Annotated in this window: 19 protein-coding genes; 5 read left to right on the top strand and 14 right to left on the bottom strand. The window is 72.7% G+C overall.

Annotated elements, in window-relative coordinates:
- The first annotated feature begins 6 nt into the window (after positions 1-6).
- Positions 7-786, top strand: coding sequence for a MerR family transcriptional regulator (locus tag IEX42_RS11865; RefSeq protein ID WP_188779954.1), 780 nt, complete (start codon positions 7-9; stop codon positions 784-786).
- On the opposite strand, the gene IEX42_RS11860 is transcribed toward IEX42_RS11865, so the two are convergent.
- Positions 777-1,832, bottom strand: coding sequence for a YihY/virulence factor BrkB family protein (locus tag IEX42_RS11860; RefSeq protein WP_188779953.1), 1,056 nt, complete (start codon positions 1,830-1,832; stop codon positions 777-779). The two genes, IEX42_RS11865 and IEX42_RS11860, sit on opposite strands and share 10 nt — an antisense overlap.
- Positions 1,833-1,992: 160 nt before the next feature.
- On the opposite strand from IEX42_RS11860, the gene IEX42_RS11855 reads away from it, so the two are divergent.
- Positions 1,993-2,190 (top strand): hypothetical protein, encoded by a 198-nt coding sequence (locus IEX42_RS11855; RefSeq protein ID WP_188779952.1) that lies wholly within the window; start codon positions 1,993-1,995, stop codon positions 2,188-2,190.
- A 95-nt stretch (positions 2,191-2,285) separates the two neighbouring features.
- Here the strand turns inward: IEX42_RS11855 and IEX42_RS11850 are convergent, their stop codons facing one another.
- A complete protein-coding gene (locus IEX42_RS11850) occupies positions 2,286-3,884 on the bottom strand; it encodes a helicase HerA-like domain-containing protein (RefSeq protein WP_188779951.1) in 1,599 nt (532 codons plus the stop codon).
- A gap of 70 nt (positions 3,885-3,954) precedes the next feature.
- Between IEX42_RS11850 and IEX42_RS11845 the strand changes: the two genes are divergently transcribed.
- Together IEX42_RS11845 and IEX42_RS11840 are read left to right on the top strand one after the other, a co-directional pair.
- Positions 3,955-4,251, top strand: a complete 297-nt coding sequence (locus IEX42_RS11845) for a type II toxin-antitoxin system VapB family antitoxin (protein ID WP_188779950.1) — start codon at positions 3,955-3,957, stop codon at positions 4,249-4,251.
- On the top strand, positions 4,248-4,796 hold the full coding sequence (locus IEX42_RS11840; protein ID WP_188779949.1) for a LytR C-terminal domain-containing protein: 549 nt from the start codon (positions 4,248-4,250) through the stop codon (positions 4,794-4,796). The genes IEX42_RS11845 and IEX42_RS11840 overlap by 4 nt, the downstream gene beginning before the upstream one ends.
- 6 nt (positions 4,797-4,802) lie before the next feature.
- On the opposite strand, the gene IEX42_RS11835 is transcribed toward IEX42_RS11840, so the two are convergent.
- The 4 genes from IEX42_RS11835 to paaK form a co-directional block, all read right to left on the bottom strand.
- A complete protein-coding gene (locus tag IEX42_RS11835) occupies positions 4,803-6,317 on the bottom strand; it encodes a potassium/proton antiporter (RefSeq protein ID WP_188779948.1) in 1,515 nt (504 codons plus the stop codon).
- Positions 6,318-6,413: 96 nt separating this feature from the next.
- Positions 6,414-7,208: an inositol monophosphatase family protein gene (locus tag IEX42_RS11830; RefSeq protein WP_229660814.1), complete on the bottom strand. Its 795-nt coding sequence runs from the start codon at positions 7,206-7,208 to the stop codon at positions 6,414-6,416.
- Positions 7,209-7,218: 10 nt separating this feature from the next.
- Positions 7,219-8,181: an NAD(P)/FAD-dependent oxidoreductase gene (locus IEX42_RS11825; protein ID WP_188779947.1), complete on the bottom strand. Its 963-nt coding sequence runs from the start codon at positions 8,179-8,181 to the stop codon at positions 7,219-7,221.
- A gap of 67 nt (positions 8,182-8,248) precedes the next feature.
- A complete protein-coding gene (paaK, locus tag IEX42_RS11820; RefSeq protein WP_188779946.1) occupies positions 8,249-9,559 on the bottom strand; it encodes a phenylacetate--CoA ligase PaaK in 1,311 nt (436 codons plus the stop codon).
- 94 nt (positions 9,560-9,653) lie between these two features.
- On the opposite strand from paaK, the gene IEX42_RS11815 reads away from it, so the two are divergent.
- Entirely contained in the window at positions 9,654-10,694 is a 1,041-nt protein-coding gene (locus IEX42_RS11815) for an alcohol dehydrogenase catalytic domain-containing protein (RefSeq protein ID WP_188779945.1), read from the top strand.
- Positions 10,695-10,703: 9 nt separating this feature from the next.
- Here IEX42_RS11815 and IEX42_RS11810 read toward each other — a convergent pair whose 3' ends face one another.
- The 8 genes from IEX42_RS11810 to IEX42_RS11775 form a co-directional block, all read right to left on the bottom strand.
- Entirely contained in the window at positions 10,704-11,297 is a 594-nt protein-coding gene (locus tag IEX42_RS11810) for an IPT/TIG domain-containing protein (RefSeq protein WP_188779944.1), read from the bottom strand.
- Between the two features lie 56 nt (positions 11,298-11,353).
- Positions 11,354-12,100 carry an enoyl-CoA hydratase-related protein gene (locus tag IEX42_RS11805; RefSeq protein WP_188779943.1) on the bottom strand — a complete coding sequence of 249 codons (747 nt, stop codon included), beginning with the start codon at positions 12,098-12,100 and terminating at the stop codon, positions 11,354-11,356.
- Positions 12,101-12,252: 152 nt separating this feature from the next.
- Entirely contained in the window at positions 12,253-13,437 is a 1,185-nt protein-coding gene (locus tag IEX42_RS11800) for an acyl-CoA dehydrogenase family protein (protein ID WP_188779942.1), read from the bottom strand.
- The gene (locus IEX42_RS11795) at positions 13,430-15,397 is read right to left on the bottom strand and encodes an ATP-binding protein (protein ID WP_188779941.1); all 1,968 of its coding nucleotides are present in this window, start codon (positions 15,395-15,397) and stop codon (positions 13,430-13,432) included. The genes IEX42_RS11800 and IEX42_RS11795 overlap by 8 nt, the downstream gene beginning before the upstream one ends.
- 121 nt (positions 15,398-15,518) lie before the next feature.
- A complete protein-coding gene (locus tag IEX42_RS11790) occupies positions 15,519-17,162 on the bottom strand; it encodes an acyl-CoA carboxylase subunit beta (RefSeq protein WP_188779940.1) in 1,644 nt (547 codons plus the stop codon).
- Positions 17,163-17,319: 157 nt separating this feature from the next.
- Positions 17,320-18,465: an acyl-CoA dehydrogenase family protein gene (locus IEX42_RS11785; RefSeq protein ID WP_188779939.1), complete on the bottom strand. Its 1,146-nt coding sequence runs from the start codon at positions 18,463-18,465 to the stop codon at positions 17,320-17,322.
- A complete protein-coding gene (locus tag IEX42_RS11780) occupies positions 18,462-20,312 on the bottom strand; it encodes an acyclic terpene utilization AtuA family protein (protein ID WP_188779938.1) in 1,851 nt (616 codons plus the stop codon). Before IEX42_RS11780 ends, IEX42_RS11785 begins: the two co-directional genes overlap by 4 nt.
- Entirely contained in the window at positions 20,309-21,091 is a 783-nt protein-coding gene (locus IEX42_RS11775) for a TIGR03084 family metal-binding protein (protein WP_188779937.1), read from the bottom strand. The genes IEX42_RS11780 and IEX42_RS11775 overlap by 4 nt, the downstream gene beginning before the upstream one ends.
- Between the last annotated feature and the right edge of the window lie 6 nt (positions 21,092-21,097).

Below are 21,097 nucleotides of genomic sequence, written 5' to 3'. Positions count from 1 at the left end.
GGTCCGGTGCTGAGCATCGGGCAGCTGGCGACGTACGCCGGCACGACCGTGCGCGCGGTGCGGCACTACCACGCCGTCGGGCTGCTGCCCGAGCCACCACGGGACCACTCCGGCTACCGGACGTACGACGCGGCGACGGTCGTCCAGCTGGTGCGGATCCGCACCCTCGCCGAGGCCGGCGTACCCCTCGCTCGGGTGCGAGAGGTGCTCGACGCCGGTCCGGCCGAGTTCGCGCGCGCGATCGACGGCGTCGACCGCCGGCTGCGAGCAGAGATCGAGGAGCGGCGGCAGCACCGCCGGCGCATCGCCGCTCTCACACCGGGCGACGGTCTCGCCCTCCCGGCCGAGGCCACGGCGTACGTCGAGCGGCTTCGCGGCCTCGGCTTCTCCGAGGCCTTCGTGGACGGCCAGCGAGACGCCTGGGTGCTGATCGCTGCACGGATGCCCGAGCAGATGCCGGTGTACATGAGGCTGAAGGACGCCCAGCTCGACGAGCCCCGGACCCTGGAGCTGTTCCGCCTGCTCGATGCCGCGATCGACGCCGACCCGGCCGACGGCGACGCCGACCTGCGCCGGATCGCCGACGAGCTCGTGTCCCTCTCCGAGGAGGACGACGCCCACCCGCCCCTCGACGGGCCCGACGTGATGCCCGAGGAGCTGGCCCGTCTGATCGACGCCTTCATGGTCAAGAGCATGCCGCGGGGCCGGCGACTCCTCGAGCTGATCGAGGCGCGGGGCTGGAGCGGGGTCAGCCAGATGGAGCGCACCCCTGACGCTCAGGGCTGAGGCGTCCGCTCCCGGGCCTCCTCGACCCATCCCTTCGGCTCCGGCTCGGCACCGTGCCGCTCCTGCTCGCGCGGCGAGGGGTCGAAGAAGATCCGGATCCGCTCGAAGCCCTTGTGCCGCTGGGCCTTGGCGTACGCGGTGTACGCCCGCTTGTCGGCGTCGGTGAGCTCGACGGAGTCGGTGAACGGCGTCAGCAGTGCGCGCGGCCACAGCCGCTTGGCCAGGACGACGTTGATCTGGACGCCGATCACCGCCATCACCGCGGCGATGTAGATCAGCGCCAGCAGCCCCAGGGTCAGGGCGAACACCTTGTTGACGTCGCTGGCGCGGTTGATCACGTGGGTGACGTACGCGCTGCCGCCGCGCTGGAGCACCTGCCAGAGGACCGCGGTGACCAGCGCGCCGGGGACGAGCTGGAGCCAACCCAGCCGCTGCGGTGTCGCGACGTTGGTCAGCACGGCGAAGACCGCGGCGATCAGCACGACCGCGACCAGGTCGAAGAGCACCCGGACGCCGACGTTGAAGTTTACGCCGAAGACGTCGGCGTTCGCCGCGACGCTGCCCAGTGAGGCCACCGCGATCACGACGAGGCCGGCGAGCATGAACAGCCAGGTGCTGTGCAGCCGGGCCAGGAACGGGTTGGGCCGCGAGTTGCGCGGGACGGCCCACGCGACGTAGATCGCGTTCTGCGCCGCCTGCCCGAGACCGAGCACGCCGTACAGCGAGGTGAAGGAGCCGATGACGACCGCGACCGTGCTGCCGGAGAGGCCCTCCGGCGTGCCGAGCTGGGTGCCGACGATCGGGAACTGGCTCAGCGTGGAGTCCAGCACCTGCTTCTGCAGGTCGGGGTTGCCCTGCAGCACGAAGCCGAGGATCTGCGACGAGATCAGCAGCAGCGGGAAGATCGCGGCGAAGGTGTAGTACGTGATCGTCGCGGCGAGGTAGTTGCTCTGGTCGTCGAAGAACTTGTACGTCACCGCGAGCGGGAACCCGATCACCGTGTGGCGGCGCTGGAAGCCGTCGAGACTGTCAGCGACTCCGGCCACGCACCCAGCCTAGGCCGTGACGCACGACACCAGCGTCTTTAACCTCTCGTTCACATTCGGTAACGCTGGCGCAAGACAGAAGAGGTCGACTACCGGTCGACGGGTCGGAACACCGCCCCGGCTCCCCGGGCCCACGAGGCCCTGCCCTGGAGGAGACACCATGACCGAGCTCGCCATGATCCGTTCCGCTGCCCGAGGCCCCGAGGGCGCGGACCGCCCCGACCGCACCATCGCCGCCCGCGAGCGCGCCAACCGCACCATGTTCGGCCTGCACCAGCTGCTCCTCACGCGCCCCGAGCTGCGAGGCGTGCACGCCCCCGCGGACTTCGCCGCCGACGCGATCCGCTGGTCGGTCTGAGGGTCGGGTCGCGTCGATTGCGGTGGGTGGCTACCTCACCGGGTCTCGACGTCCTCCCTCGCTAGCGCTCGGTCGGGCTCGACCACCGGTGGTTGTCAGCGGCGCCCGGTCTTGAACAGACCGCGCACGACCTCGCGGGCCGCGGTCCGCATCGCCTGCTTGAACGCCGTCGACCCGACGACCTGCTCGACGACGCTCTTGTCCTTGCGGGGGTGACCGGAGCGGCCAGAGGGCCGGGGCGCCGTGCGCGCGGCCTCCTTGGCGCGCTCGGCCTCCGCCTTGGCCTCGGCGGCGGTGTCGGCGTCGGCCTTCTCGGCGGCCGCGGCGGCGTCCAGCTTCTTGCCCAGCAGCTCGCGGGCGGACTCCCGGTCGACGGGCTCGGCGTACTTGCTCCACAGCGGCGAGCCCTTGACGGCCGCCTCCATCGTCTCGGGCGGCGCGGCCGCCATCAGCGACTCGGGCGCGCGCAGCCGGGTCCAGGCCACGGGAGTGGGAGCACCGCGCTCGTCCATCACCGTCACCACGGCCTCGCCGATGCCGAGCCCGGTGATGACAGCGCCGAGGTCGTCGTACGACGAGGTGGGGTAGGTGTTCACGGTCGCCTTCAGCGCCTTGGCGTCGTTCGGCGTGTGCGCGCGCAGCTGGTGCTGCACGCGCGAGCCGAGCTGGGCGAGCACCTCGTCGGGGACGTCGGTCGGCGACTGCGTCACGAAGAACACCCCGACACCCTTCGAGCGGATCAGCCGGACGGTCTGCGCGATCGAGTCCAGGAACGCCGACGAGGCGTCCTTGAACAGCAGGTGCGCCTCGTCGAAGAAGAACACCAGCTTCGGCTTGTCCACGTCGCCGACCTCGGGCAGGTCGTGGAACAGGTCGGCCAGCAGCCACATGAGGAAGGTCGAGAACACCGCAGGGCGGTCCTGCAGCGCCGGCAGCTCGACCAGCGAGACCACGCCGCGACCGTCGTCGGCGGTCCGCAGGAAGTCGGCGGTCTCCAGCTCGGGCTCGCCGAAGAACGCGTCCGCGCCCTGGTCGGAGAACGCGATCAGCTCGCGCAGCAGGACACCGGCGGTCGCCGCCGACAGCCCGCCCAGCTCCTTGAGGTCGGCCTTGCCGTCGTCGGAGGTGAGGTACGAGATCACTGCCCGCACGTCCGCGAGGTCGAGCAGGGCCAGGCCGTTGGCGTCGGCGTAGTGGAAGACCAGGCCCAGCGAGCTCTCCTGGGTGTCGTTGAGGCCGAGCACCTTCGAGAGCAGCGTGGGACCGAAGGCGGACATCGTCACCCGCAGCGGCACCCCGGTGCCCTGCCCCCCGAGCGCGAAGAACTCGACCGGGAACGCCGTCGGGGTCCACTCCTGACCCACCGACGCGGTGCGCGCGGTCAGCTTCTCGCTGGGCTCGCCCGGCCGCGAGACGCCCGACAGGTCGCCCTTGACGTCGGCGGCGAAGACCGGCACGCCCTGGGCGGAGAGCTGCTCGACGAGCATCTGCAGGGTCTTGGTCTTGCCCGTACCTGTCGCGCCCGCGACGAGACCGTGCCGGTTGAGCATCGCGAGCGGGATGCGCACCCGCGCGGAGGACGGCTCGTCGGCGGTGAGCATGAGCCCCCCGAGCTCGAGGGCGGCGCCCTCGAAGGTGTAACCCTTCTCGACCTGGTTCACGACGTCGGCACCGGCGGAGGTGGGATCGCTCATGGGCGAGAGCCTAGGACCAGCGGCGGCGGACGGCTCCGACCTGCTCATGGTTCGTCCCTATGATGGCGCGGTGATCTTCAAGAGCGTGGGGGACCGACGCCCCTATCCGGCGCACGCCCTGGACGCCAAGGACTGGGCCGCGCTCCCGCCTCGCCCGGTCCGGCTCGACGAGCTGATCACGACCAAGGACACGCTGCAGCTGGACGCCCTGCTCGACGAGGACTCGACGTACTACGGCGACCTGTTCGCCCACGTCGTGTCCTGGGACGGCGACCTCTACCTCGAGGACGGGCTGCACCGTGCGCTGCGAGCGGCCCTGCAGCAGCGCAACGTCCTGCACGCCCGCGTCCACCAGATCGCGGGGTGAGCGCGACGATGAAGGCTCAAGGTCGTACGGCGGTGGCGCTCGGCGCCGGCCTCGTGCTGTTCGTGCTGATGGCCGTCTTCGGCTGGCAGCGGCTGACCGCGCCGCTCCCCGGTGCGGCGGAGACCGCGCAGGCGCCCTGCCAGGTCTACAAGACCAAGAAGAAGGTCGTTCGCAAGGAGGTCACGGTCAGCGTCTACAACGGCACACGGAAAAGCGGCCTGGCCGACGACACGATGGCGGTCTTCGAGCGTCGCAACTTCGTCGTCGGTGCCGTGGGCAACGCCCCTGACGACGCGGCCGACATTCAGGGGGTCCAGGTCCGCACCACCGTCGACGACGACCCGCGCGCCGAGCTCGTCGCCGAGCAGTTCACCCCGAAGGCCCAGATCGAGACCGTCGGCGAGGCGCTCGGACCGGGCATCGACGTCATCCTCGGCCCGGACTTCACGAAGCTGAAGAAGAAGGCGCCGACGACGTACGTCCTCCCCGACCCCGAGCGCACCTGCGTCGACCGCGCCACGCCGACCGCGCAGCCGACGGCCTGACCTGCCTCAGCCCCTCGGAGCGGACCGCGGCCGTTCCTCGGCGGACCAGCGCGCCAGCCGCCCGTGCAGCGAGACGGTCCGCAGCCGCTTCTCGGTGGTCTCGCGCTCACGCCGGGTGGTGACGACGAGGATGTCGTCGCCGCGCTTGAGGACCGTGCGTCGCTCGGGCACCAGGGTCGTCCCGTCCCGCACCACCAGCGAGACCGACGACCCCCGGGGCAGCCGGAGCTCCCCCACCTCGACGCCGTGCATCCGCGACTTCGCGGAGATGGTGATCTGCAGCAGGTCCGCGGCGATCCGCTCCAGCGGCGCGGCCTCGACCTCCAGCTCACGCGGCTCGCTGCGCTGGGCGACCCCGAGCAGCCGAGCCACGAGCGGCAGGGTCGGACCGGTGACCAGCGTGTAGACGACGGCCAGCACGAACACGATGTTGAACAGCCGCCCCGACCCCTCCACGTCCTCCGAGAGCGGGATCGTGCACAGCACGATGGGGACGGCTCCGCGCAGACCGGCCCAGCTGAGGAAGGCCAGCTCGCGCACCGGCATCGGCTGGACCACCGAGACGAGGAAGACCGAGACCGGGCGGGCGACGAAGGTCAGCACCAGTCCGGCAACGACGGCCAGCAGCACCGTCCGGAGGTCGATGGCGCCCGGCGAGACGAGGAGCCCCAGCATCACGAAGAGCCCGATCTGCGCGATCCAGGCCAGGCCCTCGGAGAAGGAGCGGGTCGCGACCCGGTGGGGCAGGTCTGCGTTGCCCAGGACCAGCGCGGCGACGTACACCGCGGCGAAGCCCGACGTGTGCAGCGTGGACGCACCGGCGTACGCGAGGACGGCGAAGGACAGCACCGCCAGCGGGTAGAGCCCCGACGAGGGCAGCGCGACCCGGCGCATCATCCACACGCCAGCGAAGCCGACGACCAGCCCGATCACCACGCCGACGCTCAGCTCGGCGACGATCAGGCCGAGGAACCCCCAGACCGAGTGGCTGCCGCCGACCGAGATCGCCGAGACCAGGACGACGGTCGGGGCGTCGTTGAGGCCGGACTCGGCCTCCAGCGTCCCGGTCAGCCGGCCCGGCAGCGGGACCCGGCGGAGCACCGAGAAGACCGCCGCCGCGTCGGTCGGTGAGGTCACCGCGCCGAGCAGCACCGAGATCTCCCACGACATCGAGAGGACGTAGTGGGCGAACAGCGCCACCACCAGCACGCTGACCCCGATCCCCACCGTGGCCAGCGCGATCCCCATCCGCAGGACCGGCCGGATCTTCGTCCACGGGGTCGTCAGACCGCCCTCGGCGAGGATCACCACGAGCGCCGCGAACCCGAGCGCGTGGGCGAGCTCGGCGTCCTCGAACCTCAGCCCGAAGCCCGCGTCACCGAGGGCGACGCCGATGCCGAGGTAGAGCAGCAGGCTCGGCAGCCCGACACCGACCGAGACCCGGATCGCGGCCAGCGCGATCAGCAGGACGCCCGCGCCGACCAGCAGGAACTGGTCGAGGGTGTGGACGTCGAGTGTCACGGGCAGGGCACCTCGGCGGTCGTCTGTCAGGACCTCCAGTCTAGTAGGGGTCCCGTGCCCTCGTGACCGCCCGGCGTCACGTGGGACGCACGACCCTCAGCTCTCGGCGACCCGCTGAGCGAGCTCGGCCACGACCTGGTGGCTACCGGCGAGGTGCCACCGGTGTCCACGGTGCTCCACCACGAGGGTCGTGCCGCCGGCGCCCTCCACGAGAGCCACCCCGGGCCACCAGTCCCACGGCAGGCTCGAGTGCTGCGCCCAGCCGCCGAGGCGGCCCGTCGCGACACCGGCGAGGTCGACCGACCCGGAGCCCAGCACCCGCGGTGTCGCCACCGCCGAGACGATCCGCAGCCAGGGCTCGCGGACGTCGGCGTCGGCGACCGTCGTGGGGTGGATGTACGACGCGAGGCTGACCTGGTCGAGGTGTCGGTCCTCCAGCGCCGCCAGCGGCACCCCGTTCAGCGTCGTACGGCGGCCGCGCACCCCGAGCCAGGTCTCGCCGGCACTCGGCTGGTGCACGGCCCCGACGAGCACGCCGTCCGTGTCCACCAGCGCGATCGCGCTGCACCAGTACGCCAGGCCCGAGGCGTAGTTGTACGTGCCGTCGACCGGGTCGACGTACCAGGTCCGGCCGCTGGTGCCCTCGTGGCCCGCGCCCTCCTCGCCGACGATGCCGTCGTCGGGGCGCAGCCGCCGCAGGGCGGAGACGACGTACTCCTCGCAGGCGTGGTCGGCGGCGGTCACGACGTCGGAGACCGACGTCTTGGTGTCGACGTGGAGGTCGGACTCGGTGCGCATGCGCGCGGCCAGCGCACCGGCCTGCTCGACGAGGTGGGTCGCGAGCGCGGCGTCGTCGACGTCGGGCGGGGGTGGGGTCGGGTCCTCGGCCACGAGGCCGACTCTAGGCAAGCCGCTCGGCGAGGGCGCGGCCGAGGTCGCGCCCCGACCGCCAGGCGGTCTCCACCTTCGGGCTCGGCCCCCAGCCGTCGCCGCAGACGCCCAGGCGGCCGTCGAGCAGGAAGCGCTCCTCTCGCTCACCGGCGGGCTTGGCGTACGTCCAGCGGTGGACGTAGGTCGAGGTCGGCACGTCGACGTCGAGGTGGCGCCGCAGCGCGTCCAGCATCTCGGGCTCGGCCGCCGCAGGATCCTCCAGGTGGTCGACCGCGAGCGCCGCGGTCGAGTGCGCCACCAGCACCGGCGCGTCGTCGCCGCGACGGCGACCGTCGTCGGCGACCCAGTCGAGAGCGGCCTCCTGGTTGACGAAGGCACCCTCGAAGCGGGCGTCGGGCGAGCCGTCGTCCCAGGTCCGTCGGGCGAACCGCGCGGCCAGCGCGAGGACGGGCTCGTACGTCCGGTCGAGCCGGTCGGCGACCGGGCCCGGCTCCAGCAGCCGCCTCGCCTGCGGGTCGGGCATCGCGAGCACGACCGAGGACGCCGGTGCGTCGTTGACGGTGGGCCGACCACCCTCGAGGGTGACCCGTCGTACGTCGGTCCGGACGACGTCGAGCCCTGCCGCCAGGTGCTCGACCAGCGACCGGGTGCCGTGCGGCGTCCCCCACCGCGTCGGGCCGGTCTTCGCCTCGGGCGCGCTGCCCGCCTCCAGCACCGTGAAGGTGTCGGTCCACTCGCGTGCGAGGGCGGCTGATCGCCAGTCTTCGACGACGGCGGCGAAGTCGGAGTCGTCGCCGACGGTGAAGTACGACGCCCCCAGGTCGACCGGACGGCCGTCGAGCGTTCTGCTGGCCATCCGCCCACCCGGCCGGTGCCCGCGGTCGAGCACGCGCACGGGAAGGCCCGCGGCAGCGAGCTCCCGAGCGCACGCGACCCCAGCCAGCCCGGCACCCACCACGACCACCGGCTCCATGCCGCGCAGCCTGGCACGGTCGTGTGCTGGAGCGGTCGCCAGGGCAGCCACTGCAGCACACGACTGCTCAGCGCGGGGGTCGAACGTCCACGATCCGCCGCATCTTGCCGACCGAGCGCTCGACGGTGCCCGGGGCGACCGCCTCGACGGCGACCGAGACACCGATGGAGGCCTTCACCAGCCGACGCAGCTCGGCACCCGCGGCCGCTGCCTGGTCGCCGGTCACCGACTCCCGGTGCTCGACCACGACCGTCATCGAGTCCAGCGTGCCGGTGCGCTCGAGGCGGCACTGGAAGTGCGGCGACAGCGCCGGCACGGCCCCGAGGATGAGCTCCTCGATCTGGGTCGGGAACAGGTTCACCCCGCGCAGGATGATCATGTCGTCGGTACGCCCGGTGATCTTCTCCATGCGTCGCATCGGGCGCGCGGTGCCGGGCAGCAGCCGGGTCAGGTCGCGGGTGCGGTAGCGGATCACCGGCATCGCCTGCTTGGTCAGCGAGGTGAAGACCAGCTCGCCTTCCTCGCCGTCGGGCAGCACCTCGCCGGTGAGCGGGTCGACCACCTCGGGGTAGAAGTGGTCCTCCCACACGTGCAGCCCGTCCTTGGTCTCGACGCACTCGTTGGCGACCCCGGGCCCCATCACCTCCGAGAGCCCGTAGATGTCGACCGCGTGGATGTCCAGGCGCTGCTCCATCTCGGCGCGCATGTCCTGCGTCCACGGCTCGGCACCGAAGATGCCGACCTTCAGCGATGTGGCGCGCGGGTCGATCCCCTGCCGTTCCATCTCCTCGACCAGCGCGAGCATGTACGACGGCGTCACCATGATGATGTCCGGCTCGAAGTCGCTGATCAGCTGCACCTGACGCTCGGTCATCCCGCCGCTCACGGGGACGACGGTGCAGCCGAGCTTCTCGGCTCCGTAGTGCGCGCCCAGACCGCCGGTGAACAGGCCGTAGCCGTACGCGTTGTGCAGCACGTCGCCCGGACGTCCGCCGGAGGCGCGGATGCTGCGGGCCACGACGGTGGCCCAGGTGTCGATGTCCTCGCGGGTGTAGCCGACCACCGTCGGCCGGCCCGTCGTACCGCTCGAGGCGTGCACGCGGACGATCCGCTCGCGCGGCACGGCGAACATCCCGAACGGGTAGTTGTCCCTCAGGTCGTCCTTCGCGGTGAACGGCAGCCTCGCGAGGTCCGCCAGCTCGCGCACGTCGTCGGGGTGGGCACCGACCTCGTCGAACGCGCGCCGGTAGTGGGCGACGTTGTCGTACGCGTGCCGCACCGTCCACCGCAGCCGCTCGAGCTGCAGCGCGCGGAGCTCGTCGACGCTCGCGCGCTCGACCGGCTCGAGGTCCGCAGGGTCAGGGGTCAGGTCGAGCATCGCAGGGCTCCTCCCACGGCTGGGCAGAATTACCGACCGATCGGTCAGCAATAGTGGCACAGGTCACGGTGCGGCGCCATCTATCGTCGGCGGCGTGCGAGCGGTGGTGTACGACGAGTACGGCGCGGCTCCGCGCGTGGCCGAGGTGCCCGACCCGGTCTGCGGACCGGGCGACGTCGTCGTCGAGGTGCACGCGAGCGGCGTGTGCCGCTCGGACTGGCACGCCTGGCGGGGACACGACCCCGTACCCCTGCCGCAGGTGCCCGGGCACGAGTGGGCCGGTGTCGTCGTCGAGACCGGCGCCGCCGTACGCCGCGTCCGCGTCGGGGAGCGGGTCACCGCGCCGTTCGTCTGCGGTTGCGGGGTCTGCGCGCTGTGCCGCGCCGGGGACGCCCAGGTCTGCGAGGACCAGCAGCAGCCGGGCTTCACGATGCCGGGCTCGTACGCCGAGCGGGTGCTGGTCCCTGCCGCCGACACCAACGTGGTGGCGCTGCCCGACGAAGTCACGACGAGCTCGGCGGCCGCCCTCGGCTGCCGGATCGCGACGGCGCACCGGGCGGTGGTCGCGCACGGCGGGCTGGGCGAGGGCCAGTGGCTGCTCGTCCTCGGCTGCGGTGGCGTCGGCCTGTCGGCGGTGCTGGTGGCGCGCGCGGTCGGGGCGCACGTGGTCGCCGTCGACGTCTCGGCGGCGGCCCGCGAGCGCGCCCTCGAGCTGGGCGCGGACCTCGCCCTGGACGGTACCGACCTCGCCGCGGTGGCCGCGCGGGTCCGGGACCACTGCGGCGGCGCCCACGTCGGGCTGGACGCGGTCGGCTCCGCCGCCCTGGTGCGTACGTCGCTGCACAGCCTGCGGCCGCGCGGACGTCACGTGCAGGTCGGTCTGCTGCTCGGCGACGACGCGGCTGCGTCCGTCCCGATGGACCTGGTCGTCGCGCGTGAGCTGGCGGTGCTCGGGTCGCACGGGATGCCTGCGGTGGACTACCCCGCGCTGCTCGACCTGGTCGCGACCGGCCGGCTCGACCCGGCGGCCCTCGTGGGACGCGTCGTCGGGCTGGAGGCCGCGGGACCGGCGCTGGCGGCGATGGACGAGCCGGCGGCGCAGGCCGGCATCACCGTGGTCGACCCGCGGGTCTGAACGAGTCCGTCAGCGGTAGACGTACTGGGTGATCGCCGAGGCGGCGTCGTCGGCGCCGGTCTTGAACTGCAGCGGCACCGCACCCGCCGCGCCGGCCGGGACGGTCACGGTGAAGTGCGAGTCGGACTCGTGCTGCAGGTTGGCACCGTTGAGCGCGCCGAACAGCACCTGCGTGATCGCGCCGAGGTCGGTCCCGGTCACCGTGAGCACGGTCCCCCCGGCCGCGGGGCCGCTGGTCGCGGACACCCCGGTCACCCGCGGCCCGGCGGGGGTGGGCGGGGCCGTGGGGGTGGGGGTCGTGCTCGGCGGCGGCGTCGACGGCGCCGCGCTCGGTGTCGGCGTCGTCGGGGTGCTCGGGGTCGGCGTCGGGCTGGACGTCGCGGTGGACGTCCGGCCGACGTTCGCGCTCGCCGGTGAGGAGTCACCGGAGACCGAGCGGAGGTTGAGGAAGAGCAGCGCCACGACCGGGACGGAGACCAGCAGGAGGCAGGCGGGGGCGATCACCCGACGGGTGAGGTGCCGCTCGCCGGAGAAGCGACGGACACCGGACGGAGGGTCGACCGGACGCTCCAGGTCGTTGCGCTCGTCCTGCTGCTCGTCCACGTGTCCACCTCCCGGGGTCCTCGAACCGACGGGAGGAATCTACCGAACAGCGAAGATTATCGCTTGCGAGCCAGGAAAGCGTGCATTGCCTCTCGTGCGGCATCGGAGCCGAAGAGCCTCGCGGAGAGCGTCGCCATCTCCTCGGTGCCGGCGTCGATCCGCGCCAGCAGACCCGCGTTGAGCAGGGCCTTCGTCTCCGCGAGGCCCTGCGGCGCGGCCTCGAGCAGGTCGGCGCAGGCCGCGGCGACGGCGGTGTCGAGGTCGTCTCCGGGGACCGCTCGGGTGACCAACCCCATCGCCTCCGCCTCGGCCGCCCCGAAGGTGCGGCCCGACAGGAAGGTGTCGGCCGCCGCCCGGCTGGTCAGCCGGGGCAGGACGCTCAGCGAGATCACGGCGGGCGCCAGCGCCAGCCGCGACTCGGTGAAGGCGAAGGTGACGTCCTCGGCACAGACGACGACGTCGCTCGCGGCCACCAGCCCGAGGCCTCCGGCGCGTACCGGACCGGCCAGCCGGGTGACGACCGGCTTCGGGTGCGCGACGATCGCCCGCTGCATCGCGACCATCGCGCGCGCCCCGTCGGCCATCCCGTCCGCGCTCGCCTCGGAGAGGTCCGCCCCCGAGCAGAAGACCCGGTCCGCCGAGCGCAGCACCACCACGCGCGCGTCGTCGGCGGCGGACGTACCCAGGTGGTCCATCAGCTCGCCCACCAGCTGCCTCGACAGCGCGTTGCGGTTGCGCGGCGAGTCCAGGGTGATCGTCCCGACCCCGTCCGCCACCTCGTAGTGCACCAGCTCGTCGCTCATCTGCCTGTCCCCTTCGTGTTGAGTGGTGCCCCCCGCTGGGTCGAGTGGTGCCTGCTGCCGGCGTGAGTACGGGTTCTGCGCGCCGACGCCAGCAGAACACACCACTCGAGCCGGCAGCAGGCACCACTCAACCTGCAGGTGCGGCCCACCGGCTAGTACGACTTCGGGAGGCCGAGCGAGTGCATGGCGACGAAGTTGAGGATCATCTCGCGGGAGACCGGGGCGATCCGGCCGGCGCGGGCGGCGACGAGGAGGCCGGCCATGCCGTACTCCTGGCTGATGCCGTTCCCGCCGTGGGTCTGCACCGCGCGGTCGACGGTGTCGCAGGCGGCCTCGGCGGCGGCGTACTTCGCCATGTTCGCGGCCTCGCCGGCGGCCATCTCGTCGCCGGCCTCGTACAGCGCGGCCGCCTTCTGCGTCATCAGCCGCGCCATCTCGATCTCGATGTGCGACTGCGCCAGCGGGTGCGCGATGGCCTGGTGGCCACCGATCGGCTGACCGAAGACCTCACGCTCCTTGGCGTACGACGCCGCCTTCGCCAGCGCGTGCCGGGCGAGGCCCGTGGAGAACGAGGCGGCCATGATCCGCTCGGGGTTCAGCCCGGCGAAGAGCTGCGAGAGGCCGCCGTTCTCGTCGCCGACCAGCGCGTCGGCGGGCAGCCGCACGTCGTCGATGAAGAGGGTGAACTGCTTCTCCGGCGACACGATCTCCATCGGGATCGGGTTGGCCTCGAACCCCTCCGCGTCGGTGGGGACGACGAACAGGCAGGGCTTGAGCTTGCCGGTCCTCTCGTCCTCCGTGCGCGCGACGATCAGCACGTTGGCGGCCTCGTCGATGCCCGAGACCCAGATCTTGCGACCGGTCAGCACCCACTCGTCGCCGTCGCGGCGCGCGGTCGTGGTGATGTTGTGCGTGTTGGTCCCGGCGTCGGGCTCGGTGATCCCGAACGCCATCGTGCCGGTGCCGTCGCACAGCCCGGGCAGCCACTTCTGCTTCTGCTCCTCGGTCCCGTACTTCGCGATCACCGTCCCGCAGATCGCGGGGCTGACCACCATCAGCAGCAGCGGGCAGCCCTGCGCGGCGAGCTCCTCGCAGACCGCCGCGACGTCACCGATGCCGCCGCCCCCGCCGCCGTACTCCTCGGGGATGTTGATCCCGAGGTAGCCCGCCTTCGCCACCGCCATCCACAGGTCGGTGGTCTTGCCGCCGCCGCGCGCCTGGGCGGTGAAGTACTCGCGCCCGAACGTGCCGGCCAGCTTGAAGACCTGCTTGCGCAGCTCCTGGCGCTCCTCGGTCTCGCTGAACCCCACGACGGTGCTGTCCACTGCGTCACTCATCTGCTGCTGCCTCTCCCTCGGTCTGTGCTTCCACGACGGCCAGGACCTCGCCGGAGGCGACCTGCGCCCCGACGCCGACGGCCACCTCGGTGACGGTGCCGGCGGTCGGCGCCGTCACCGTGTGCTGCATCTTCATCGCCTCCAGGACGAGGACCGGCGCACCGGCCTCGACCTGCTGGCCCTGCTCCGCCCGGACGGCCACGACGGTCCCCGGCATCGGCGCCACCAGGCTCCCCGACGCCAGCACGTCGGCCGGGTCGACGAAGCGCGGCACCAGCTCCAGGCGTACGTGCCCGGCAGCGGTGTCGACGTCGGCGACGGCGTACGGGTCGCCCGGCGTCCCGCTCAGCGTGACGTCGTACGTCGCCTCGTCCTTCTCGACGCGCAGGGAGAGCCGGCCGGTCCACTCGCCGAGCACCTCGACGTCGGCGCTCGGGAACCCGACGCCCCCGTCGCGCGCGGGCAGGAAGTCGACCGCCAGCTCGTCCTCGCCGGTCGTCCACGTCGTGCGCTGCGGCTGGGAGACGACGTTGCGCCACCCCGACGGGATCCGGCCCTGCACGCTGCGGGTGTCGGCGACCGCGCGAGCGCGGACGACGGTCGCGGCGTGGGCGGCACCCACGACGTCGACGTCCGACCCGCTCAGGTCGAAGTCCTCCAGGAACCCGGTCGAGAGCGGTCGGTCGAGGAACTCCTCGCTGCGCAGGATCCGCACGAGCAGGTCGCGGTTGGTCCGCACCCCGTGGATCCGGGCCCGCGAGAGCACGCCGGCCAGCTTGCGGGCCGCCGTGCGCCGGTCCGGGCCGTGGGCGACGACCTTGGCCAGCATCGCGTCGTAGTACGTCGACACCTCGTCGCCGGCGGCGTACCCCGACTCCACGCGGACCCCCGCTCCGGACGGGATGTCGAACGCCGTCAGCAGACCGCTCTGCGGGCGGTAGTCGGCGCCCGGGTCCTCGGCGTAGAGCCGCACCTCGATCGCGTGGCCGGCCGGGTCGAGTGCCTGAGTGGTCGCCAGAGCCGCCACCTCAGCACTCGACCCCTCTGCCACGGCGAGCTGCAGAGCCACCAGGTCGACACCGAAGACCTCCTCGGTGACCGGGTGCTCGACCTGGAGCCGGGTGTTCATCTCGAGGAAGAAGAACCGGTCGTTCGCCTCGTCGTAGAGGAGCTCGACGGTCCCCGCGCCGCGATAGCCGATGGACGCCGCGGCGTTGCGGCCCGCCTCGTGCAGCGCGGCGCGCGTCGCGTCCGGCAGGTCCGGGGCAGGCGCCTCCTCGACGACCTTCTGGTGGCGGCGCTGCACCGAGCAGTCGCGGTCGCCGAGCACCAGCACGCCGCCGTCGTACCCGACGACCTGGACCTCGACGTGGCGGCCGCTATCGACGTACGGCTCGACGAAGACGGTCCCGTCGCCGAACGCGGAATCGGCCTCGGACCTGGCGGCGGCGATCTCGTCCTCGAGCGCGGCGAGCGAGCGCACGACGCGCATCCCGCGCCCGCCGCCGCCCGCCGAGGCCTTGACCAGCAGCGGCAGGTCGGCCTCGGTGGGGGCGTCCGGTGCCTCCAGGACGGGTACGCCGGCCTCGCGCACGATCTCCTTGGCCCGCACCTTCGAGCCCATCGCCTCGATCGACTCCGGCGCGGGCCCGACCCAGGTCAGCCCGGCGTCGACGACCGCGCGAGCGAAGCCGGCGTTCTCGGAGAGGAAGCCGTAGCCGGGGTGCACCGCGTCGGCACCGGCTCGACGTGCGGCGTCGATCAGCAGGTCGGCGCGGAGGTACGTCTCCCCCGGTGTGCTGCCGGGAAGACGCACGGCGTGGTCGGCCTCGGCGACGTACGGCAGCCCCGCGTCGGCGTCGGAGTGCACCGCGACGGTGTCGATCCCGAGCTCGCGGCAGGTGCGGAAGACGCGCGAGGCGATCTCCGCGCGGTTGGCGACGAGCAGACGGCTGATCATGACGGTGCTCCCTTCAGTTTCGACTGCTCCCGTTGCGACCTCGTGCCTCGGTCGCAGATCGCGCTCAACCTCGTCTCGCCCACGCGCTGAGCTCCTTCGTCGCTCATCACTGCTCGCTTGATCACAGCCGGAAGACGCCGTAGCCGCGGGCGCCCTCCCAGGTCGTGCCGGCGATCACGGACAGGCAGATGCCGAGGACGGTGCGGGTGTCGCGCGGGTCGATGACGCCGTCGTCGTACAGCAGCCCGGACAGGAACTGCGGCACCGACTGCTCCTCGATCTGCTGCTCCACCATCTGCTTGATCCCGGCGAAGCCCTCGGCGTCGAAGGTCTGGCCCTTGGACTCCGCGGACTGGCGGGCGACGATCTCCATCACCCCGGCGAGCTGCGCCGGCCCCATCACCGCGGACTTCGCGGACGGCCAGGTGAACAGGAAGCGGGGGTCGTACGCCCGCCCGTTCATGCCGTAGTTCCCCGCGCCGTACGACGCCCCGAGGATCACGGTCAGGTGCGGCACGGAGGAGTTGCTGACGGCGTTGATCATCTGCGCGCCGTGCTTGATGATCCCGCCCTGCTCGTACTCCGCGCCGACCATGTAGCCGGTCGTGTTGTGCAGGAACAGCAGGGGGGTGTCGACCTGGTTGGCCAGCTGGATGAACTGCGCGGCCTTCTGCGCCTCCTGGCTGAACAGCACTCCCTGCGCGTTGGCGAGGATGCCGATCGGGTGGCCGTGGAGGCGCGCCCAGCCGGTGACCAGGGACGGCCCGCAGAGCGGCTTGAACTCGTCGAAGACCGCACCGTTGCTCGGACTGACGCCGTCGCAGATCCGCGCGATCACCTCACGCGGGTCGAACGGCTCCTTGAGGTCGTCGGGGACCAGGTCGAGCAGCGTCTCCGGGTCCTCGGCCGGCTCGGTGTACGGGGTCTCGACGCGCTCGCTGGCGCTCGCTGCTCGACCACCCGCTGCCCGGGTGGTCGAGCCCGACCGAGCGCCAGCGAGGGAGGACGTCGAGACCTCCCGGCGGCCCAGCCGCGCCACGATCCGCCGCCCGATGCGCAGCGCGTCGTGCTCGTCGGCGGCGAGGTAGTCGGCGAGCCCGGAGGTCTTCGCGTGCATCGACGCACCACCCAGCGACTCGTCGTCGGACTCCTCGCCGGTGGCCATCTTCACCAGCGGCGGCCCGCCGAGGAACACCTTCGCGGCGCCGTCGACGAAGACGGTGTAGTCGCTCATCCCGGGGATGTACGCCCCGCCCGCCGTCGAGTTGCCGAACACGATCGCGATCGTCGGCTGCTTGGCGGCCGAGGACCGGGTGATGTCGCGGAAGGTCTTCCCGCCCGGGATGAAGATCTCCTTCTGCGTGGGCAGGTCGGCGCCGCCGGACTCGACCAGGGCGATCGTCGGCAGGTTGTTCTGCGCGGCGATCTCGTGGGCCCGGAAGGTCTTCTTCACCGTCCAGGGGTTGCTCGCGCCGCCCTTCACGGTCGGGTCGTTGGCGACGATCATCACCTGGCGCCCCTCGACGACCCCGATCCCGGTGACGACGCTCGCGCCGACCGCGAAGTCCGACCCCCACCCGGCCAGCGGGGAGAGCTCGAGGAACGCCGATCCCTCGTCGACGAGCAGCTCGACCCGCTCGCGCGGCAGCAGCTTGCCGCGGGAGCGGTGCCGCTCGACGTACCTCTCCCCGCCGCCGGCGACCGCCTTCGCGTTCTCGGCCTCGATGCCGGCGATCTTCTCCAGCATCGCCTCGCGGTAGCTCATCGCAGGTGCCCCTCTCGCCGGGTCTCGACGCGCTCGCCGGCGCTCGCTGCTCGACCACCTACGTCACAGGTGGTCGAGCCCGAAGCGAGCCCTGCGAGCGAGGACGTCGAGACCCCCGCACCCGACCGCAGGCCGCCACCGGGGTAGATCGAGCTCCTCACGACGTGTAGCCCAAGAGCTTCGCGGCGAGATCCGTCAGCACCTCGGTCGCGCCGCCGCCGATGGGGAGGATGCGGGCGTCGCGGTAGTGCCGCTCCACCTCGGTGCCGTGCATGTAGCCCGTCCCGCCGTGCAGCTGGACCGCCTGGTCGCAGACGTACGTCGCGGCGTCACAGGCCGTCTGCTTGGCCAGGCAGGCCTCGGCGATCACGTTCTCGCCGGCGGCGTGCCGTGCGGCGACCGCCCGGGCGTACGTCCGTGCCACCTCGACCTGCCGGTGCATCTCGACCAACCGGTGCCGGACCACCTGGCGGTCGGTCAGCGGGCGGCCGAACGTCTCGCGCTCCTTAACGTACGCCGCCGTCAGCGCCAGCGAGCGCGCGGCGATGCCGTAGGCGTGGACGGCGAGCCCGATCCGCTCGACGACGAACTGCTCGGCGATCTGGTAGAAGCCGGTGTTCTCGTCACCGACGAGGTTCGCGGCCGGGACCCGCGCGTCGACGAAGGACAGCTCGGCGGTGTCGGAGCAGTGCCAGCCCATCTTGCGCAGCGCCCGGTCGACGGTGAAGCCGGGTGTGCCCTTCTCGACCACCAGCAGGGAGACGCCGCCGTGGCCGGGGCCGCCCGTCCGCACCGCGGTGGTGACGAAGTCCGCGCGGACGCCGGAGGTGATGAAGGTCTTCGCCCCGTTGACGACGTAGGAGTCGCCGTCGCGGACCGCGCGGGTCGTGATGCCCGCGACGTCCGATCCGCCACCCGGCTCGGTCACCGCCAGCGACCCGATCGTGTCCCCGGCCAGCGTGGGGCGTACGAACCGCTCGACCTGCTCCGGCGTCCCGCGCGCCGCCAGGTGTGGCAGCGCGATGCCGGCCGTGAACAGGGCGGAGGCCAGCCCGGAGGACCCGCCCGCCTCGAAGAACGCCTCCTGCGCGGCGATGGTGTCGAGGATGTTCCCGCCCTGGCCGCCGACCTCCTCGGGGAAGGACAGCCCCAGCAGCCCGGACTTCGCCGCCGCCTGGTGCAGCGAGCGCGGCACCTCACCGGCGTCCTCCCAGTCGTCGAGGTGCGGGGTCACCTCGCGCTCGACGAAGCGGCGGGTGCTCTCGCGCAGCGCCTCCTGCTCCTCGGTCCAGGTCGTGGTCATCCGATCAGCCCTTCCGGTACGTCGACGAGCCGGGCGCGCAGGTGCTCGCCCAGCCCCTTTGCCTGCGGGTCGAACCGGGTCGAGGCAGCGACGCCCTCGCCCAGCAGTCCCCTGATCAGCACGTTCACGCCGCCGAGGTGCGGCAGCGGGTAGACCTCCACGTCGAGCTCGGCCGCCTCCGGCAGCAGCGCGCGGACCCGGCCCGGGGTGATCGTGCCCAGCAGCCAGGCGACGCGCGCGTCGCGCTTCGGCCCCTGGCGCACCCACAGCCCGACGTTCGCGTCGCCGCCCTTGTCGCCCGAGCGGGCGTGCACGAACGTGCCGAGCGGGAGGCGGGTGGACGGCGGAGTCGGCGCCGGTGGTTGCGCGCCGCCGTCGGGTGCGGGGGTCTCGTCGTCCTCGCTCGCTGCGCTCGCTTCGGGCTCGACCACCCGCGCAGCCCCCGCCTGACCACTGGTGGTCGAGCCCGACTGAGCGCTAGCGAAGGAGGACGTCGAGACCCCCGCCGCCGACGCACCCGCATCGACCACCGCGGGGTCCGGCACGACGATCTCCTCGCCGCCGACGTGGACGATGTGCGCGACCTCGGCCCGGTCGACGTACGCCGGGCGGTAGACGCCGTACGGCGACGCCGCGCCGGGCGGTGCGGTCATCGTGAAGCCCGGGTACGACGCCAGCGCCAGCTCGACCAGGGCACCGCTGAAGGCGCGGCCGACGACGTTCGCGTCGACGTCCTGCACCGCGACGCGCAGCAGCGCCGAGCCGGCCTCCTGCGAGTCCGCGTCCGGCTCGGGCAGCCGCGCGGAGGTCCACACGACGGTGGTCGGGCGCGGGTCGAGGCGCGCCTCGAGCTGCTCGCGCACCCACGCTTCCTTGGCCGGCGCGTCGAGGCCGGTGATCACCAGCTCGGCGGCGTTGCGGAAGCCGCCGAGGGTGTTGACGCTGACCTTGAGCTGCGCCGGCGGCGGGCCACCCCGTACGCCGGAGATCCGCACGCGGTCGGGGCCGCCTGTGGTCTCCGGGGCCAGCCGGACCGAGTCGAGGTCGACGGCGACGTCGGGGTTGAGGTAGGTCGAGGTCTGGATCTCGTACATCAGCTGCGCGGTGACCGTGTCCACCGTGACCGCACCGCCGGTGCCGTCGTGCTTGGTGATCACGCTGGACCCGTCGGCGTCCAGCTCGGCGACCGGAAAGCCCAGCGGGGCAGCCCAAGAATCCACACTGCGCGGCAGGTCGAGGAAGCCGGAGAAGTTGCCGCCGGTCGCCTGCGCCCCGCACTCGATGACGTGCCCGGCGACGACCGCGCCGGCGAGTGCATCGTGGTCCGACGGCGTCCAGCCGTGCGCGGCGATCCCCGGGCCCACCACCACCGACGCGTCGGTGACCCGGCCGGTGACGACGATGTCCGCGCCGCGGGTCAGCGCCTCGGCGATGCCGAAGGCCCCGAGGTAGGCGTTGGCGGTCAGCGCCCCGTCCAGCCCGAGCTGGGCGGCACGCGGGCGCAGGTCGTCGCCGTCGACGTACGCCACGCTCGGCGCGAGACCGAGCCCGGCGGCGACCTCCTCGATGGCCGTGACGAGCCCGGAGGGGTTGAGCCCGCCGGCGTTGGCGACGACCTTGATGCCGCGCTCCAGGATCTCGCCGAGGCAGTCCTCGAGCTGGCGGACGAAGGTGCGGGCGTAGCCGCGCGAGGCGTCCTTCATCTGGTCGCGGCCGAGGATGAGCATGGTCAGCTCGGCGAGGTAGTCCCCGGTGAGGTAGTCGATCGGCCCGCCGGTGACCATCTCCCGCATCGCGGTGAGCCGGTCGCCGTAGAAGCCGGAGCAGTTCGCGACCCGTACGCTCACGAGCGCTTCCTCCCGGGTCCGGGCGGGCCCGCGAAGGCCTGCGCCACGTCCAGCCAGCGGTCCGCGTCGGCACCGTGCGCCTCCAGGGCGAGGTCGTCTCGGTGGCGGCGCTGGGTGACCAGCAGGCAGAAGTCGTACGCCGACCCGGTCACGGTCTGTCGGGCGTCCTCCGGGCCCCAGGCCCAGACGTCGCCGGACGGAGCGACCAGGGTCACCGCGAACTCCTCGGCCGGCGGCTCGAGCCCGCGGGCGCCGAAGGCGAAGTCGCGGGTGCGCACGCCGATGTGCGCGACGTGGCGGATCGCGTCGGTCGGCTCGTACGCCAGCCCCAGCGCGTCGGTGACGTCGAGGCCGTGCGCCCAGGTCTCCATGAAGCGGGCGGTCGCCATCGAGGTAGGCGACATCGGCGGGCCGAACCAGGGCAGCTTGGTGCCCGACGGGACCGAACGCAGCGCGTCGGCAAGCGAGGCCCGCCCCGTACGCCAGCGCGCCAGCAGCACCGCCGGGTCGCCGGCACCCCACGCCTCGGCCTGCGCGTCGACGAAGCGGTCCGGGTCGCCGACGGCCTCGGTCACCACCGCGTCCCAGCCCTCCTCGTCGGTCGCCGCCAGCGTGGCCACGTGGTCGGTCCAGGCCAGGTGGGCGACCTGCGTGGCGACGTCCCAGCCCGCGGCCGGGGTCGGCGTGCGCCACGCGCCGGCGTCGAGGTCGGCGACCACCGCGTCGAGGCGGTCCCCCTCGGCGGTCAGGTCGGCGAGCACGGACTCCAGGACGCTCATCCCCAG

The organism is Marmoricola endophyticus (assembly GCF_014644415.1).
Lineage (GTDB): Bacteria > Actinomycetota > Actinomycetes > Propionibacteriales > Nocardioidaceae > Marmoricola > Marmoricola endophyticus.
Note: the sequence above shows the minus strand (reverse complement) of the source record. Positions and strands in the feature narration are given on the sequence as shown.

What these genes read in the sequence shown, in the direction of transcription:
- paaK (WP_188779946.1), bottom strand. Translation starts at nt 9,559, where the DNA reads ATGCTCGACCTGACCCCTGACCCTGCGGACCTCGAGCCGGTCGAGCGC.
- IEX42_RS11855 (WP_188779952.1), top strand. Translation starts at nt 1,993, where the DNA reads ATGACCGAGCTCGCCATGATCCGTTCCGCTGCCCGAGGCCCCGAGGGC.
- IEX42_RS11850 (WP_188779951.1), bottom strand. Translation starts at nt 3,884, where the DNA reads ATGAGCGATCCCACCTCCGCCGGTGCCGACGTCGTGAACCAGGTCGAG.
- IEX42_RS11785 (WP_188779939.1), bottom strand. Translation starts at nt 18,465, where the DNA reads ATGACCACGACCTGGACCGAGGAGCAGGAGGCGCTGCGCGAGAGCACC.
- IEX42_RS11775 (WP_188779937.1), bottom strand. Translation starts at nt 21,091, where the DNA reads ATGAGCGTCCTGGAGTCCGTGCTCGCCGACCTGACCGCCGAGGGGGAC.
- IEX42_RS11790 (WP_188779940.1), bottom strand. Translation starts at nt 17,162, where the DNA reads ATGAGCTACCGCGAGGCGATGCTGGAGAAGATCGCCGGCATCGAGGCC.
- IEX42_RS11795 (WP_188779941.1), bottom strand. Translation starts at nt 15,397, where the DNA reads ATGATCAGCCGTCTGCTCGTCGCCAACCGCGCGGAGATCGCCTCGCGC.
- IEX42_RS11800 (WP_188779942.1), bottom strand. Translation starts at nt 13,437, where the DNA reads ATGAGTGACGCAGTGGACAGCACCGTCGTGGGGTTCAGCGAGACCGAG.
- IEX42_RS11805 (WP_188779943.1), bottom strand. Translation starts at nt 12,100, where the DNA reads ATGAGCGACGAGCTGGTGCACTACGAGGTGGCGGACGGGGTCGGGACG.
- IEX42_RS11825 (WP_188779947.1), bottom strand. Translation starts at nt 8,181, where the DNA reads ATGGAGCCGGTGGTCGTGGTGGGTGCCGGGCTGGCTGGGGTCGCGTGC.